The organism is Profundibacter amoris (genome assembly GCF_003544895.1).
In the GTDB taxonomy this organism is placed as follows: domain Bacteria; phylum Pseudomonadota; class Alphaproteobacteria; order Rhodobacterales; family Rhodobacteraceae; genus Profundibacter; species Profundibacter amoris.
In genome coordinates this window covers 2049494-2064843 of sequence record NZ_CP032125.1, presented here as the reverse complement: position 1 = coordinate 2064843, position 15350 = coordinate 2049494, and the positions used below count along the sequence as shown (strand labels likewise).

Sequence of the window (15350 nt, the reverse complement as noted above, 5' to 3'; positions counted from 1 at the left end):
ACTGAACAAGGACAAGAAATGACCGAGCATTTAAGCACATCCTACCCCGTACTGCCCTTGCGCGATATTGTGGTGTTCCCGCATATGATCGTGCCGCTGTTCGTGGGTCGTGAAAAATCCGTCAAAGCCCTGGAAGAGGTGATGGTGGATGACAAACAAATCCTGCTGTCCAGCCAGATTGACCCCTCGCAGGACGATCCGGAATCGGACGGCATATACAACATTGGCGTTCTGGCCAATGTGCTGCAACTGCTGAAACTGCCCGACGGCACCGTCAAGGTGCTGGTCGAAGGGCGTAAACGCGTGCGGATCACCGATTATCTGGACAACCCCGATTATTTCGAGGCCCACGCCGAGGAACTGGAAGAAACACTGGGCGACGAGGCCACGGTCGAGGCGCTGGTGCGTTCTGTCGGCTCTGAATTCGAGCGCTATGCCAAGATCAAGAAGAACGTGCCCGAAGAGGCCCTGTCGGCTGTGGCCGATGCGGTCGAAAGTGACAAGCTGTCCGATCTGGTGGCCGGTCATCTGGGCATCGAGGTTGACCAAAAGCAGGAGCTTTTGGAGACTCTGAACGTGGCCGAACGGCTGGAGAAGATTTACGGCCTGATGCAAGGCGAAATGTCGGTGCTGAAGGTCGAGAAAAAGATCAAGACCCGCGTCAAAAGCCAGATGGAGCGCACCCAGCGCGAATATTATCTGAACGAGCAGATGAAGGCCATTCAGAAGGAACTGGGCGACGGCGAGGACGGCAACAACGAAATCACCGAGCTGGAAGAGCGCATCGCACAGACCAAGCTGAGCAAAGAGGCGCTGGAAAAAGCCAATGCCGAGCTGAAAAAGCTGAAAAACATGTCGCCGATGTCGGCCGAGGCCACCGTGGTGCGCAATTATCTGGACTGGATGTTGTCGATCCCGTGGGGCAAGCGTAGCCGTGTGAAAAAAGATCTGAACGCGGCGCAAAAGGTGCTGGATGACGATCACTACAGCCTTGAAAAGGTCAAGGAACGGATTGTGGAATATCTGGCCGTTGGTCAGCGTTCACGCAAGCTGAAGGGACCGATCCTGTGTCTGGTCGGACCTCCGGGCGTGGGTAAAACCAGCCTTGGCAAATCCGTGGCCCGTGCCACGGGACGCGAATTCATTCGCATCAGCCTTGGCGGCGTGCGGGACGAATCCGAAATTCGCGGCCATCGCCGCACCTATATCGGATCAATGCCCGGCAAGATTATTCAGGCGCTGAAAAAGGCCAAAACCACCAATCCGCTGATCCTGCTCGATGAAATCGACAAGATGGGGCAGGATTTCCGTGGCGACCCGGCATCTGCGATGCTCGAGGTTCTGGACCCCGAACAAAACAGCACCTTTGTCGATCATTATCTCGAGGTCGAATATGACCTGTCGGATGTGATGTTCCTGACCACGGCGAACAGCTATAACATGCCAAGCCCGCTGCTGGACCGGATGGAGATCATCCCGCTGTCGGGTTACACCGAGGACGAAAAGCGCGAGATCGCCAAGCGGCATCTGATCGAAAAGCAGATCAAGGGCCACGGCTTGAAAAAGGGCGAATTCGAGCTGACGGACGCGGCGCTGACCGAAATCATCCGCACCTACACCCGCGAGGCCGGTGTGCGGAACCTTGAGCGCGAGATCGCCAAACTGGCGCGTAAAGCCGTGACCAAGATCGTGCGCGGGGACGAGGAAAAGGTGGTGATCACCCCCGAGAACCTCGAGGAATATCTGGGCGTCAAACGGTTCCGCTATGGTCTGGCCGAGGAAAAGGACCACGTTGGCGTGGTCACCGGTCTGGCGTGGACATCTGTTGGCGGTGAACTGCTGTCGATCGAGGCGCTGAAACTGCCCGGCAAGGGGCGGATGAAAACCACCGGCAAGCTGGGCGATGTGATGAAAGAAAGCATCGATGCGGCATCTTCGTTTGTGCGTTCGATCAGCCCGCAAATCGGGGTGAAACCGACGATGTTTGAAAAGATCGATATCCACGTCCACGTTCCCGAAGGCGCGACCCCAAAGGACGGGCCAAGCGCCGGTGTGGGCATGGTGACATCCATCGTATCGGTTCTGACGGGCATTGCGGTGAAGAAAGACATCGCCATGACCGGCGAGGTTACCTTGCGCGGCAATGTGCTGCCGATTGGCGGCTTGAAAGAAAAGCTGTTGGCGGCGCTGCGGGGCGGTATCAAAACCGTTCTGATCCCGAAAGAAAACGAAAAGGATCTGGTCGAGATCCCGGACAATGTAAAAGAGGGGCTGACGATAATCCCTGTGGAACATGTGTCCGAGGTGTTGAAACACGCGCTGGTCAAACAGCCCGAGCCGATCGAATGGGACGAAGCGGCAGAAGAAGCCGCCGCGGCCAAGGCGGCGCTGGCCACCAAGGCAGGCGATGCCGGTGCAACCGCACATTAACCAAAGAAAGGGGGCTTTTTAGCCCCCTTTTGATTTAGATAACCCCGGATTAATTCGTGAAAGAGAGTCGTGAATACAATGGCAACCCAAGGCAGTAAAACACCGCCCCGCAAACCCGCCCCGCGTAAGACAGCCCCTGCTAAACCGGCTGCAAAACCGGCCGCAGCCGCCAAAGCTGCCGAGGTTCCGGTGCTGCGCAAGAAGGAACTGATCGAGCGGGTCGTCGCGCGCTCGGGTGTGAAAAAGAAAGACGCCAAGCCTGCAATCGAGGCCATGCTGGCGGTTCTGGGCGAAGCCCTGGCGGCGGGCGAGGAATTGAACCTGCAACCACTGGGCAAGGTGATGGTGAAAAAGACCAAAGAGCTGGCCAACGCAAAGATGATGGTCTGCCGAATTCGCCAGCGCAACGCTGTGGAGGATGACAAAGTGGTGAAAATCCCGACCTGATTTCGGGCGAACCCTTGCCAAAATACGAAAAAAACAACGCACCCCGAAAAGAGGTGCATTTTTTGTGTGAAAGGGGCTTGCATACCCCGTGCAACTCGCGTTAAACGCCCCCACAAGGGTGATTAGCTCAGTTGGTAGAGCGCTTCGTTTACACCGAAGATGTCAGGAGTTCGAGTCTCTTATCACCCACCATTCCATCCTGTCCCCATTAGGCCAAAACACGACACAGGCCTTTATGAATTCCGCGTTTGCAATGCGCGTCGGAATAATTTCCGCCCCCCGCAAACTATTTTCAAAAAACCGGCCGGAACCGCTTGACGCCTCCGGCTACTCGCCCTAGAACGCCCAAACAAGTCGCCGGTTGGTGACATTGTAAAGTGCGCGGTTGTAGCTCAGTTGGTTAGAGTACCGGCCTGTCACGCCGGGGGTCGCGGGTTCGAGTCCCGTCAACCGCGCCACTTTTCCACCAGCGAAAAAGAAAGTGTTGATATGTCATTTCTTGACAATATTTCTTGGCCCACCCTGATTATGGTGGCATTGCTGCTGGGTTTGGCCCCGTTCGTGCCCGAACCGCATGTGCTGGAAAAACTGCGGATGCTGATGGCCGGGGAATTGTCCAAACCGATGGATATTTTCGATCTGGTGATGCATGGTGCCCCGTGGGTACTGGTGCTGGCCAAACTGGCGCGTATGGGCGCGCGCAAGGGGAAGGAATAAGATCGTGTGGGACATGCTGGAACAACTGCCGTTATCCTATGCGGTGATCGCGGCGGCCACTTTGGGGCTGGCCCCTTTCGTGCCCGAGCCGCACATCTGGGAAAAGATCAAGATGCTGAAAGCGGGCACATTGAAACGCCCGCTGGACTGGTTTGATCTGCTATTGCACACGGCACCGTTTGTGGTGCTGGCGGCCAAGCTGGGGCAGATGGCTATCAACGGTTAATCCGGCTGTGCTGCTGAAAATCTTGTGTATTTGCGGACTTGTTTTAATTCGTCTAGCATAAACAGGTTGCTATTGAGCAAGAACATGGCAGGGTCTTCCAGCCACACTTCAAGTTCTTCGTTGTATAGAAATTTTCTACTGATTGATTCGCCGCTTTTTGGAATGCTAATCCTCCAACTGATTTGATAAAAAGAATAGTTACAGCCAGCAATCAAGCGATCAGTTTTTCCAAACACGTCTATAAAAAATGTGCTCACGCTATTGTCCGGAAGCTCATTTTTCAATTCAAAACTTGTCCCTGTTTTGAGCGGGAAAAATCCTTCTAATTGGGGATTGATACCACTGCTGGCATATTTGTCAACGTCGTCTGGGTTGATTAAGATTAAACCTTTATACAGGTATAATGCGGGTAATTGTGGTTCAGTTTCAGGCTCGCCTGATGGTTTAAGCGGGGCCATTTGCATTTGAATGACGTTGCTGTTTAACCGTTGATAAGTTTTGCGAACAATATTTGATCGTTTGTTCTGGGTGGTTGTGGTCTCCAGAATAATACCGTTTTCCAGATCGGCGCTGGTCGGGCAGGCAGACTCTGCCCCCAGCGCCTGCACAGGCAACATCATTCCCGCAATTGCGACTGCTCTAAGAAACTGCATTTGCGCTTACTCTGCCAAAGCCGCCAAAATCCGCGCCCAGCTGCGCGTGCCCTTGTGGAAACTCTCCATGTCGTATTTCTCGTTCGGGGAATGGATCGCATCGTCATCCTTGCCAAAACCGATCAGCATGGCATCCATGCCCAACACCTCTTTGAAATGTCCTGCAATCGGGATTGACCCGCCACAGCCCACATAGGCGGCGGGGCGGGGCCATTCATCGGACAGAGCCTGACGGGATTTTTCGAAAGCCGGATTGTCGGTCGACATCTGCGAGGCCGGAGCGCCGCGGCTGGGGGTGAATTCGACGGTGAAATCAGACGGCAGGTTGTCCTTTACATGTTTCACAAAGGCCTCGTGGATTTTGTCGGGGTCCTGCTGGCCGACAAGGCGGAAACTGATCTTGGCGCTGGCTTCGGCCGGCAGAACGGTTTTGAACCCGTCACCGGTATAGCCGCCCCAGATCCCGTTCACTTCGCAAGTTGGGCGCGACCAGATCATTTCCAGCGGTGTGCGGTCCTGTTCGCCCGCTGGCACGGACAGCCCCACATCGCCCAGATAGCCGGCGTGGTCAAAGGCCAGATTTTGCCACTGGCTGCGGATGTCGTCAGACAGTTCGGGCACATCGTCATAGAACCCCTCCAGCGTGATATGGCCGGTTTCATCATGAAGTTTGGCGATGATGTCGGACAGAATATGGATCGGATTGCCCGCCAGCCCGCCATACATGCCCGAATGCAGATCGCGCGCCGCACCCTTGATGGTGAAATCCTCGGTCACCATGCCGCGCAATTGGGTGGTGATGGCGGGGACAGCGGATTCAAACAGGCCGGTGTCGCAGATCAGGGCGATGTCGGCGGTCAGCTCCTTGGCGTTTTGCTGCATGAACGGCACCAGCGAGGGCGAGCCGGATTCCTCTTCGCCCTCGAAAAAGATCGAAACCCTGATCGGCAGGCTGCCGGTAACGGCCTTCCATGCGCGGCAGGCCTCGACAAAGGTCATCAACTGCCCCTTGTCGTCGGACGCGCCACGGCCACGGATCACCACACCTTTGTCGGTGTCCTCGAGCGCGGGTTCAAACGGTGGTGTGTCCCACAGCTCCAGCGGGTCCACCGGCTGCACATCGTAGTGGCCGTAAAACAGCACATGCGGGCCGGTGCCGTCGTTATGGGCCACCACCATCGGGTGCCCTGTGGTCGGCCGTTTGCTGGCGTCAAAGCCAAGGCCGTTCAATTCATCCACCAGCCAGTCGGCGGCGCGGTCGCAATCGGCCTTGTAGGCCGGATCGGTGGAAATCGACGGGATGCGCAGCAGATCCAGCAAACGGTCGGTGGCTTTGGGCAATTCGGCGTCGATATGGGCAAGAACGGCATCTAGGGTCATGGGAATGCTCCGGTGTTGTTTATAGCGTGTCGCGTCTGATCAGTATCAGCATTTATCTGGCTGGGCGAGGCAGCGCCTGCAACGCGGGTGCGTTCGTCCGGCCAGATGAATTCGATTTGGCGCGACATGTTCTAGGCGCTGAACCTAGCACCGTGGCGCAAACTGTCCAGTGGCACTGGTCAGATGCGGATGGGCAGGGTAGGGTTTTGACAAATCTGTTTTGGAGGGACGAATGGTTAGAGCACTTACAGCAGCGGTGATTATCGCAGCGGGAGTCACGCAGGCATTGGCGGGCGAGTCCCCTTTTACCGGCAAAGAGGCCAAGCGGATGCTGTTTTCGCCCAAGGGCGGGGAATTTATAGTGGTGCAGCAGGATTTCATGACGGATCTTGATGTGAAAACCCTGGAACTGATGGCGGATATGCCCGAGTTCAAGGCGGTGCTGTATTACGGGGCTGTTGCGGCTTCGCCCAAACAGGGGTTGGCGCATAAGGCGACTGTTGCGACGGCAAACCACCACAGTATCAAAGCCGCCGAAGCTGCGGCGATTAAGGAATGCAACGCCCTGCGCGGTGGCGGGCCAAAGTGTCTTTTGGTGGCTTATGTTGTGCCACGCAAATACAGCGAACAGCCGTTGCAACTGTCGGCCAGCGCGACCACAGCGTTCAAAAGAACCTATTTGAAAGGACGCGGTGCAAAAGCGATGGCGGTTTCAGCTGCAACCGGTGACTATGCAATCGCCAAAGGCGAAGGTGCTGCCGAAACAGCGCTGGCGACCTGTAACAAGGCGGCATCCGAAAAAGGCGCGACTGACTGTAGGGTTGTAATTCAGGATAAATAGGTCGCGCGGCATTTTGTAACCTGTTTTTGTTAAAACAACTGCGCTATTCCCTGTGATAACGCGAACGACAGCGGTGATTCTGGGCCGCTGGATATTAGGGAGCTGACCATTGGATTATTCCGCCAAGATCGACGAAAGCCTGCAACGTCTGCACGACGAAGGGCGCTATCGCACCTTTATTGATATCGAACGTCGCAAGGGTGCTTTCCCACATGCGATCTGGCGCAAACCCGATGGCAGCGAACAGGAAATCACCGTCTGGTGTGGCAATGATTATCTGGGCATGGGCCAGCACCCGCATGTGCTGGAAGCGATGCACGATGCGCTGCATGCAACCGGTGCAGGCTCGGGCGGGACCCGCAATATTTCCGGCACCACGGTGTATCACAAGGCACTGGAAGCCGAGTTGGCCGATCTGCACGGCAAAGAGGCAGCGCTGATATTCACCTCGGCCTATATCGCCAATGACGCCACGCTTTCCACCCTGCCGCTGTTGTTCCCGGGGCTGACCATTCTGTCGGACGAATTAAACCACGCCTCGATGATTCAGGGTATTCGCCACGGCAATTGCGCCAAGAAGATCTGGCGCCATAACGATGTGGCGCATCTGCGCGAACTGCTGGAAGAACTGGACAAGGACGCGCCCAAACTGATCGCCTTTGAATCGATCTATTCGATGGATGGCGATTTTGGCCCGATTGAGGAAGTGCTTGATCTGGCAGAAGAATTCGGCGCATTGACCTATATCGACGAAGTGCATGCCGTGGGCATGTATGGCGCACATGGGGCCGGTGTGGCCGAACGCGACGGGCTGATGGACCGGATTGATATCATCAACGGCACCTTGGGCAAAGCATACGGTGTGCATGGCGGCTATATCGCCACCAGTGCCAAAATGGCCGATGCGATCCGCTCCTATGCGCCCGGCTTTATTTTCACCACCAGCCTGCCGCCTGCGGTTGCGGCGGGGGCGGCGGCGTCGGTCAAACATCTGAAAACCGATCCGCATCTGCGCGAATTGCAACAGACCCATGCGCGCATCCTGAAGGACCGCCTTAAGGCGATGGGCCTGCCGATCACCGATCATGGCAGCCATATCGTGCCGGTGCATGTGGGGGACCCTGTGAAATGCAAAATGCTGTCCGACCTGCTGCTGGAAAACTACGGTATTTACGTTCAGCCGATCAACTTTCCGACCGTGCCGCGGGGCACCGAACGGCTGCGGTTTACACCCTCGCCGGTGCATGGCCCCGAAGAGATGGACAAGCTGGTTCACGCCATGGATGACCTATGGTCGCAATGTGCGCTGAATCGCGCCGAGCTTACGGGCTAACCTATCTGAAAACGTGCAATATTGATTGGTTTGTGGTAACGATTCCGTAATAGGTTGGCGCAAGGCGAATCGCCGACACTTTTGGGGACTATGTGGTGACATCGGAGCAGGGCACATGATCGGGCGCATTTTTACGCCCAAGGAGGCTGAAGAAACAGTCCAGCCTTCTGGATTCGATGCATACGATCTACGACTGGGCGATGTCATGCGCGGCGAACGCGCGACCCTTGGCAAATCCCTGCTGGATGTCCAACGCGAGTTAAAGATCAAAGCGACCTATGTTGCCGCGATTGAAAACGCCGATCCCAGCGCCTTTGAATCCCCCAGTTTTATTGCCGGTTATGTGCGTTCCTATGCGCGCTATCTGGGGATGGACCCGGAATGGGCCTTCCAGAAATTCTGTGACGAGAGCGACTACGAAACCGCGCATGGCATGTCCGCGCAGGCGTCGAGCGCTGCGGCGCAAAAATCCGAACGTAATGCGCAAAAAAACGATACGTTTCGCGATCCGCTGGCCGATCCGAACGCAACCTTCCTGCCGCGTAAGGAATCCTTCTTTTCCGGTGTGGAAATCAATGCAATCGGATCAATGATGGTTCTGGTCGCGTTGATTGGCGGCATCGGTTATGGCGGCTGGACCGTGCTGCAGGAAGTGCAGCGCGTGCAATTCGCGCCGGTTGAACAGGCCCCCGGGCTTGCAGCAACGGTGGACCCGCTGGCCGGCCGCGAAGATGTATTCGCGATGAACGAGGAGGAAACTACAGGTTTCGTTGCGCCTTCGCCCGACGCACTGGACCGGCTGTATCGTCCGCAGGCGCTGGAAGTGCCGGTGATGGTGGCCCGTGATGGTCCGATTGCAGCACTGAACCCCGACAGCTTTGGCACATTGGCGCCCGATACCAGCCTCAGCGCCCCCGAGCTTCGGCGTGTTATGGCAGGGTTGGACCAACCCGACCTGTCCCCCGAGCCGGCAGACCCGACCCTGATCAAGGTGGTCGAGGATGGTGTGCCCGAAGTGGCGATTTTTGCAGTTCGTGAATCCTGGGTTCGTGTTAAATCTGCCGATGGCACAGTGATCTACGAAAAAGTCATGCAGCCCGGCGACAAGTTTGTTCTGCCCAAAACCGAAGAACCGCCGACTTTGCGCACCGGTTATGCGGGCGGGGTATATTTTGCCGTGAATGGTAAAACATACGGCCCGGCAGGCGAGGGGGCATCGGTGGTCAGCAAAATCGCCTTGGGAGAGGACGAGATAACCGAAAAATATGCCTTGGCCGATTTGACTGGGAACAAAGAGCTGGCCAAAGTTGTGGCCGAACTATCGGTTGATCCCGCGAAACTGCCGGACGAATAACCCAGACTTGGCGTTGCACCTGTTTGCGCAGGTGATTATCTATTCCACAGACAAACCTGCAACAGCCCGAAAAAGGCCCGTGTGATGACGCATAACCCGATCCGCCCGTGGCGCGATATTGACCGCCGCAAATCCCGCAAAATCCATGTTGGCTCGGTGCCGGTCGGGGGGGATGCGCCGATTGCGGTGCAGACAATGACCAACACGCTGACATCCGACGCGGCGGCCACCATCAAACAGGTGCTGGCCTGTGCCGATGCCGGCGCCGATATTGTGCGGGTTTCGGTGCCGGATGTGGAATCCTCTGCGGCCCTGAAGGAAATCGTTACCGAAAGCCCCGTGCCCATCGTTGCCGATATCCATTTCCATTACAAACGCGCCATCGAGGCCGCCGAGGCGGGGGCCGCCTGTTTGCGGATCAACCCCGGCAATATCGGCAATCCTGAACGGGTAAAGGACGTGATCAAGGCGGCGCGTGATCATGGCTGCTCGATCCGTATCGGTGTGAACGCGGGATCATTGGAAAAGCACCTGCTGGAAAAATACGGCGAACCCTGTCCTGACGCGATGGTCGAAAGCGGGCTGGAGCATATCCGCATTTTGCAGGACAATGATTTCCACGAATTCAAGATTTCGGTCAAGGCGTCGGATGTGTTCATGACCGCCGCCGCCTATCAGCAACTGGCCGACGCCACCGACGCCCCGATCCATCTGGGCGTGACCGAGGCCGGCGGGCTGGTCTCGGGCACGATCAAATCGGCCATCGGTCTGGGCAATCTGCTGTGGGCAGGCATTGGTGATACTATCCGCGTTTCCCTGTCCGCCGATCCGGTGGAAGAGGTCAAGGTGGGCTTTGAAATTCTGAAATCTCTGGGCCTGCGCCATCGCGGTGTGAACATCATTTCCTGCCCCTCCTGCGCGCGGCAGGGATTCGATGTGATCAAGGTGGTGGATACGCTGGAACGTCGTCTGGAACATATCAAAACGCCGATGTCGCTCAGTATCATCGGCTGTGTTGTGAACGGCCCGGGCGAAGCCTTGATGACCGATGTCGGCTTTACCGGTGGCGGGGCAGGCAGCGGGATGGTCTATATTGCCGGCGCCCAGAGCCACAAGTTGAGCAACGAGGAAATGATCGAGCATATCGTTGCGCAGGTCGAGGAACGCGCCGCTGTGATTGAAGCCGAGATAACCAAGGCCGAAGCGGCGGAATAAGGCGCCATCCCCGCCCGAAAGCGGGGAGGCGGGTATTGGTTATTCCAGTGTGCGGGCCTCTTTAACGATGGCTTGCATGTTGTCCAGCGGAAGGTATCCCCGCAGAATCTGATCCCCGATAATGAACGTCGGTGTGCCGGAAATCTTCAGCCGCTGGCCAAGGGCGCGATTGGCCTGGATGATCTGCGTCACTTCACTGCTTTTCATCCCTTCCAGCAGAGCGCCCGCATCCAGCCCCTGTTCGTTGGCAATGGCCGTCAGGGCCGCTTCGCTCGGGTCCCCGCGCATTTCCATCAGGGCATCGTTGACCGCGCGGTATTTTTCAGGCCCGTCCTTAAGCAGAACGGCGACAGCAAATTGTGCCGCTGTCAGGGAATCCGGTCCCAGAATCGGGAATTCCTTGTAGATAAACCTGATGTTGCCATCCTGTGCTAGCAGTTGCGCCACCTCTTTGTGGGCGCGTTTGCAATAGGGGCAGCGGTAGTCGGAAAACTCGACCACGGTCACATCGCCATCCGGATTGCCGCCAACATAGGACACTCCGTCGTTGAAAATCTCGTCGGCGTTGTTTAGCAACAGGGTGGCATCATTCACCGCTTCTTCAGTGGCCTGACGTTGCTCCAGCACGTTGATCGCCTCCAGCAACACTTCGGGGTTTTCCATCAGATAGGCGCGGACCTCGGCGCGAAACACATCGCGTTCGCTGTCGGTCATATCCATAAGATCGGTGGCCGATGCCGGCGCGGTAAATGTGGTGATGGCCAATGCGGTGGCCAGAAGGATGCGTTTCATGCTGGTTTTATCTCCGTTTTGCTACTGCTTGTGCAGCTCTTAACACGTCTTGTGCCCGATTCCACCCCGCCGAGCCACGCGGCAAAAGGCCTGCGGCACGTTTGGCGTGAAGGGCGGCGTCTATCAGGCGGCCCCGCAGGGCATAGCGTTCGGCGGTGGCAAGCGAGGCCATGCCGTTGTTGCCGGTTTTCGCATAGGCCATTGCCAGATCGCGCATCATGCGTTCATCCTGCGGGTCACGCGCGCGGGCCTTTTCCAAAACAGGCAGCGCCTTTTTGACATTGCCCTGGGCCAGCAGGGCGTGACCATAGCCGGCAAGGATCAGCGCCTCGCGCGGGGCAAGTGACACGGCCTTGGCATAGGCAGCGGCGGCGGCGTTGAATTTACGTGATTCCAGCAGGATCTGGCCGCGCAACTCGTGGGCGTATGGGTCATTCGGGCGGGCCTTGACCAAAGCGTCCACCGCTTTCAGCGCCTTTTTGACATTGGGCATCTGGTGATAGGCCACGGCCTTCATCATCAGGGCCACGTCTTTGTAGCTGGTCTTGCGGGCTTCGCGCAGGCCCCAGTTGGGGTTGCGGATAAAGGCGCCCAGTTTGCCACGGGCACGGGCATACCAGTAACCGGCGTTAGGATCGGGCTTGCCTTGGGGGCCATAGGCGGCGGCATAGCCTTTGACGGCGCGCAGACGGTCGCGCGACATCGGGTGGGTCAGGGCGTAGGGGTCGATATGGCGCGAGGTGGACGAGAACGCCTCCTGGCCGCGAAACAGGTCCAGCACCTTGACCATCGCTTGCGGGTCAATTCCGGCGCGGGCCATGAAACGGGCGCCCGACTGGTCGGCCGAGTTTTCCTCGCTTCGGGTGTGGGACAGGAACACCCTTTGGGCCGTGCTCATTGCGCCGATGGCGGCGCCGGTGCCGGCTGTGGTGTTCCCCGAAGCGGCGCCTGCAGCCAGTGACAGCAATATCCCCAGACCGGCCGCAGTTCTGGCCGAGCGCATATTGGACAGCCGCCGCGAGATATGGCCATTGGCGATATGCGCCGCCTCGTGGGCGATCACGGCTTGCAGTTCCTCGGCGGTTTTCAGTTTCAGGATCAGGCCGGAATGGATGAACATATGCTGGTTGTCCGCGACAAAGGCGTTCAGCGAACTGTCATTGATCACCAGAATTTTGATGTGGTTGCCGTTTAGTCCGGCCGCTGCGAATATGGGTTGTGCCAGCTTGCGCAGGGCGTATTCGATTTCGGCATCGCGGATCAGGCTTTGGGCACTGGCGCCGGTGGTCAGGGCGGCCAAAAGCAGCGCGACTTGCAGAAAACGTTTTATCAAAAATGCTGCCATTGACCTTCTTTGCATTGCTTGGGACAAGACCCCTGAATTTGGCACAGTTTGCGGGGGTATGATGAAAACATCAAGTCGAAGCGTGGTTGATCCCTTTATCGTGATGGATGTGATGGAGGCCGCGCGCGTGGCCGAGGAGGAAGGGCGCCATATTATCCATATGGAAGTCGGCCAGCCCGGCACGCCCGCCCCCGTGGCTGCGCGTGCTGCTTTGGCTGAGGCGATGCAGGATCAGGCGATGGGATACACCGTGGCGCTGGGGTTGCCGGAGCTGCGGGCGCGGATCGCGGGGCTGTATCGGGAATGGTATGGTATCGACCTTGATCCGGCGCGGGTGATCGTGACGCCCGGGTCAAGCGGGGCGTTTATTCTGGCCTTTACCACGCTGTTTGACACCGGCGCGCGGGTCGGGTTGGGCGAGCCGGGTTACCCGTCCTACCGGCAAATCCTGAGTGCGCTGGACTTGGCGCCGGTCGGGATTCAAACCTCGGCTGAAAACCGCTTGCAGCCGGTTCCGGCCGATCTGGCAGGGCTGGATCTGGACGGGTTGATTGTGGCGTCGCCCGCGAATCCTTCGGGCACCATGCTGGACAGGGGGGCGATGGAAGGGTTGATCCATGCCTGTGCGGATCAGGGGACCAGTTTCATTTCCGATGAAATTTATCACGGCATTCAATACGAGGGCCGCGCGGTGTCGGCGCTGGAGATCAGTGATGATGTCTATGTGATCAATTCCTTTTCCAAGTATTTCTCGATGACCGGCTGGCGGGTGGGCTGGATGGTGGTGCCTGCGGATCATGTGCGCGTGATCGAGCGACTGGCGCAGAATATGTTCATCTGCCCCTCGCATGGCTCGCAACTGGTGGCGCTGGCGGCGATGGACTGCGGTGGGGAACTTGAAGGCAACATGGATGTTTACCGCGAAAACCGCCGCTTGATGCTGGAGGGGTTGCCGCAAGCGGGGTTTGACAGGATCGCGCCGCCGGACGGGGCGTTTTACGTCTATGCGGATGTGTCGGAAATGACGGATGACAGCCGTGCCTTTGCCGACGAGATTTTGCAAAAGGCCGGTGTGGCCGTGACGCCGGGGCTGGATTTTGACCCCGAACGCGGGGCCGGGACGCTGCGGTTTTCCTATGCGCGGGCGGCGGGGGATATTGTCGAGGGTCTGGCGCGGTTGAAGGCGTTTATGGCGAAACGTGGCACGGGCTGACAGGGCGGGATGCCTGCGGCGCGGATATTTGGGGAACGATAATGGGAAGGCTGTTTCGCAATTGCCGGCGGGGCGGTATAGTCACCGAAAAAACAGGTGGCAGATGAGCGGTATTGCACGATTGTTGATGATGGTTCTGGTCCTGTGGGCAGGGGCGGCGCAGGCACAGCAGATGACGGTGCTGGCGCGGCTGGACGCTTCGCGGTCCTTTATTCGGGACGAGGGGCACGGCGGGCTGGCGATTGATCTGCATTTGACGCAGGCGGTGCCCTATCGGGTGTTCACGCTGGATGAACCGCGCCGGCTGGTGGTTGATTTTCGAGAAGTGGACTGGGGCGGTGTGAAGGCGGCCGATCTGGTGCAGGGATCACAGGCAAGTGGCGCGCGTTTCGGGGTGTTTCGGCCCGGCTGGTCGCGCATGGTGGTTGATCTGGTGGCGCCGGTGGTGGTGAAAACCGCGACGATGGTGACGGACCCGAATGACGGTGATGCCATGGTGCACATCCGTCTGGTAGCCGGTGATGCGGCCGGTTTTGCGGCCCGCGCAGGCGTGCCACAGACCCCGTTGTGGGGTGTGCCGCAAAGCGCAGGTGTGAGGCGCCCCGTTGCCCGCCAGAGCGGTGGGGCGCTGGTGGTGGTGCTGGATCCGGGTCACGGCGGGATTGATCCGGGGGCGCAGACCGGCGGCGAGACCGAGGCAAACCTGATGTTGTCCTTTGCCCGCCAGATCAAAGAGGATTTGACGCGGGCAGGCGGGTTCAAGGTGGTTTTGACCCGCAATGAAGATTTATTCGTTCCGCTTGAAACGCGGATCAGCATTGCGCGCAAGGCCGGTGCGGATGTGTTTATCTCGCTGCATGCCGACGCCTTGAGCGAGGGGCGCGCGGCGGGGGCGACGGTTTACACCCTGTCCGACACTGCCAGTGACGAGGCTTCGGCGTTGCTTGCGGAACGCCATGACCGGAATGATTTGCTGGCCGGTGTCGATCTGGCAGGGCAGGATGATGTGATCGCCGGTGTTCTGATGGATATGGCACGGGTGGAAACGGCACCACGGGCCGGTCAACTGGCGGATCAACTGGTGAAGGGGCTGACGGCGGCAATTGGCCGGATGCACAGCCGCCCGCGCCAGTCTGCCAGTTTTTCGGTGCTGAAAGCCGCCGATATTCCGTCGGTGCTGATCGAGATCGGTTTTCTGTCCAACCCGCAGGATTTGCAGAACCTGTCGTCATCGGAATGGCGCGCCAAGGCGGCAAGCGGGATTCGGGCGGCATTGGTGGAATGGGCGGCAAGTGATGCGGCACGGGCGCAGCTGCGGCGGGAGTAATGAAACAAAAGTGATGAAAACAGCGCAAATCGGCTGATTATTTTGGCTACACGTTTTGACCCTTGGGGCTTGGGTGC

General features: G+C 58.0%; 14 protein-coding genes and 2 tRNA genes. 12 read left to right on the top strand and 4 right to left on the bottom strand.

Going from position 1 to position 15350, the window contains the following annotated elements; translation table 11 throughout:
* Positions 1–18 precede the first annotated feature (18 nt).
* The 6 genes from lon to BAR1_RS10255 all read left to right on the top strand — a co-directional run bounded on the left by lon (position 19) and on the right by BAR1_RS10255 (position 3820).
* Positions 19–2430, top strand: a complete 2412-nt coding sequence (gene lon, locus BAR1_RS10280) for an endopeptidase La (protein WP_118942936.1) — start codon at positions 19–21, stop codon at positions 2428–2430.
* Between the two features lie 78 nt (positions 2431–2508).
* Positions 2509–2877 (top strand): HU family DNA-binding protein, encoded by a 369-nt coding sequence (locus BAR1_RS10275; RefSeq protein WP_118942935.1) that lies wholly within the window; start codon positions 2509–2511, stop codon positions 2875–2877.
* Between the two features lie 116 nt (positions 2878–2993).
* Positions 2994–3069 (top strand) — tRNA-Val (locus BAR1_RS10270).
* A 189-nt stretch (positions 3070–3258) separates the two neighbouring features.
* A tRNA-Asp gene (locus BAR1_RS10265) sits at positions 3259–3335 on the top strand.
* A 31-nt stretch (positions 3336–3366) separates the two neighbouring features.
* Positions 3367–3594 carry an RND transporter gene (locus BAR1_RS10260; RefSeq protein ID WP_118942934.1) on the top strand — a complete coding sequence of 76 codons (228 nt, stop codon included), beginning with the start codon at positions 3367–3369 and terminating at the stop codon, positions 3592–3594.
* Between the two features lie 13 nt (positions 3595–3607).
* Complete coding sequence (locus BAR1_RS10255) at positions 3608–3820, top strand: RND transporter (protein WP_118942933.1); 213 nt, start codon at positions 3608–3610, stop codon at positions 3818–3820.
* Here the strand turns inward: BAR1_RS10255 and BAR1_RS10250 are convergent.
* Together BAR1_RS10250 and BAR1_RS10245 are read right to left on the bottom strand one after the other, a co-directional pair.
* Positions 3817–4473, bottom strand: a complete 657-nt coding sequence (locus tag BAR1_RS10250) for a hypothetical protein (RefSeq protein ID WP_162891742.1) — start codon at positions 4471–4473, stop codon at positions 3817–3819. The genes BAR1_RS10255 and BAR1_RS10250 overlap by 4 nt on opposite strands.
* 6 nt (positions 4474–4479) lie before the next feature.
* Positions 4480–5853: a M20/M25/M40 family metallo-hydrolase gene (locus BAR1_RS10245; protein WP_118942931.1), complete on the bottom strand. Its 1374-nt coding sequence runs from the start codon at positions 5851–5853 to the stop codon at positions 4480–4482.
* Positions 5854–6085: 232 nt separating this feature from the next.
* Here BAR1_RS10245 and BAR1_RS10240 point away from each other — a divergent pair, with 232 nt between their 5' ends.
* The 4 genes from BAR1_RS10240 (at position 6086) to ispG (ending at position 10596) form a co-directional block, all read left to right on the top strand.
* Positions 6086–6694: a 5-aminolevulic acid synthase gene (locus BAR1_RS10240; protein WP_162891741.1), complete on the top strand. Its 609-nt coding sequence runs from the start codon at positions 6086–6088 to the stop codon at positions 6692–6694.
* Positions 6695–6803: 109 nt separating this feature from the next.
* A complete protein-coding gene (hemA, locus tag BAR1_RS10235) occupies positions 6804–8027 on the top strand; it encodes a 5-aminolevulinate synthase (RefSeq protein WP_118942929.1) in 1224 nt (407 codons plus the stop codon).
* Between the two features lie 115 nt (positions 8028–8142).
* Positions 8143–9381 carry a helix-turn-helix domain-containing protein gene (locus tag BAR1_RS10230; RefSeq protein WP_118942928.1) on the top strand — a complete coding sequence of 413 codons (1239 nt, stop codon included), beginning with the start codon at positions 8143–8145 and terminating at the stop codon, positions 9379–9381.
* An 84-nt stretch (positions 9382–9465) separates the two neighbouring features.
* Entirely contained in the window at positions 9466–10596 is a 1131-nt protein-coding gene (ispG, locus tag BAR1_RS10225; RefSeq protein ID WP_118942927.1) for a flavodoxin-dependent (E)-4-hydroxy-3-methylbut-2-enyl-diphosphate synthase, read from the top strand.
* Positions 10597–10635: 39 nt separating this feature from the next.
* On the opposite strand, the gene BAR1_RS10220 is transcribed toward ispG, so the two are convergent.
* Both BAR1_RS10220 and BAR1_RS10215 read right to left on the bottom strand, forming a co-directional pair.
* Positions 10636–11388, bottom strand: a complete 753-nt coding sequence (locus BAR1_RS10220) for a DsbA family protein (RefSeq protein ID WP_118942926.1) — start codon at positions 11386–11388, stop codon at positions 10636–10638.
* A gap of 7 nt (positions 11389–11395) precedes the next feature.
* Positions 11396–12721 (bottom strand): M48 family metalloprotease, encoded by a 1326-nt coding sequence (locus tag BAR1_RS10215; RefSeq protein ID WP_228408533.1) that lies wholly within the window; start codon positions 12719–12721, stop codon positions 11396–11398.
* 73 nt (positions 12722–12794) lie between these two features.
* Between BAR1_RS10215 and BAR1_RS10210 the strand changes: the two genes are divergently transcribed.
* Both BAR1_RS10210 and BAR1_RS10205 read left to right on the top strand, forming a co-directional pair.
* On the top strand, positions 12795–13946 hold the full coding sequence (locus BAR1_RS10210; protein WP_118944432.1) for a pyridoxal phosphate-dependent aminotransferase: 1152 nt from the start codon (positions 12795–12797) through the stop codon (positions 13944–13946).
* A gap of 103 nt (positions 13947–14049) precedes the next feature.
* Positions 14050–15273 carry an N-acetylmuramoyl-L-alanine amidase gene (locus BAR1_RS10205; protein WP_118942924.1) on the top strand — a complete coding sequence of 408 codons (1224 nt, stop codon included), beginning with the start codon at positions 14050–14052 and terminating at the stop codon, positions 15271–15273.
* Positions 15274–15350: the final 77 nt, after the last annotated feature.

Excerpts from the sequence above, each read along its gene's own strand:
- lon (WP_118942936.1), top strand. The coding sequence starts at position 19 with ATGACCGAGCATTTAAGCACATCCTACCCCGTACTGCCCTTGCGCGAT.
- BAR1_RS10275 (WP_118942935.1), top strand. The coding sequence starts at position 2,509 with ATGGCAACCCAAGGCAGTAAAACACCGCCCCGCAAACCCGCCCCGCGT.
- BAR1_RS10260 (WP_118942934.1), top strand. The coding sequence starts at position 3,367 with ATGTCATTTCTTGACAATATTTCTTGGCCCACCCTGATTATGGTGGCA.
- BAR1_RS10255 (WP_118942933.1), top strand. The coding sequence starts at position 3,608 with ATGCTGGAACAACTGCCGTTATCCTATGCGGTGATCGCGGCGGCCACT.
- BAR1_RS10250 (WP_162891742.1), bottom strand. The coding sequence starts at position 4,473 with ATGCAGTTTCTTAGAGCAGTCGCAATTGCGGGAATGATGTTGCCTGTG.
- BAR1_RS10245 (WP_118942931.1), bottom strand. The coding sequence starts at position 5,853 with ATGACCCTAGATGCCGTTCTTGCCCATATCGACGCCGAATTGCCCAAA.
- BAR1_RS10240 (WP_162891741.1), top strand. The coding sequence starts at position 6,086 with ATGGTTAGAGCACTTACAGCAGCGGTGATTATCGCAGCGGGAGTCACG.
- BAR1_RS10230 (WP_118942928.1), top strand. The coding sequence starts at position 8,143 with ATGATCGGGCGCATTTTTACGCCCAAGGAGGCTGAAGAAACAGTCCAG.
- ispG (WP_118942927.1), top strand. The coding sequence starts at position 9,466 with ATGACGCATAACCCGATCCGCCCGTGGCGCGATATTGACCGCCGCAAA.
- BAR1_RS10220 (WP_118942926.1), bottom strand. The coding sequence starts at position 11,388 with ATGAAACGCATCCTTCTGGCCACCGCATTGGCCATCACCACATTTACC.
- BAR1_RS10210 (WP_118944432.1), top strand. The coding sequence starts at position 12,795 with ATGAAAACATCAAGTCGAAGCGTGGTTGATCCCTTTATCGTGATGGAT.
- BAR1_RS10205 (WP_118942924.1), top strand. The coding sequence starts at position 14,050 with ATGAGCGGTATTGCACGATTGTTGATGATGGTTCTGGTCCTGTGGGCA.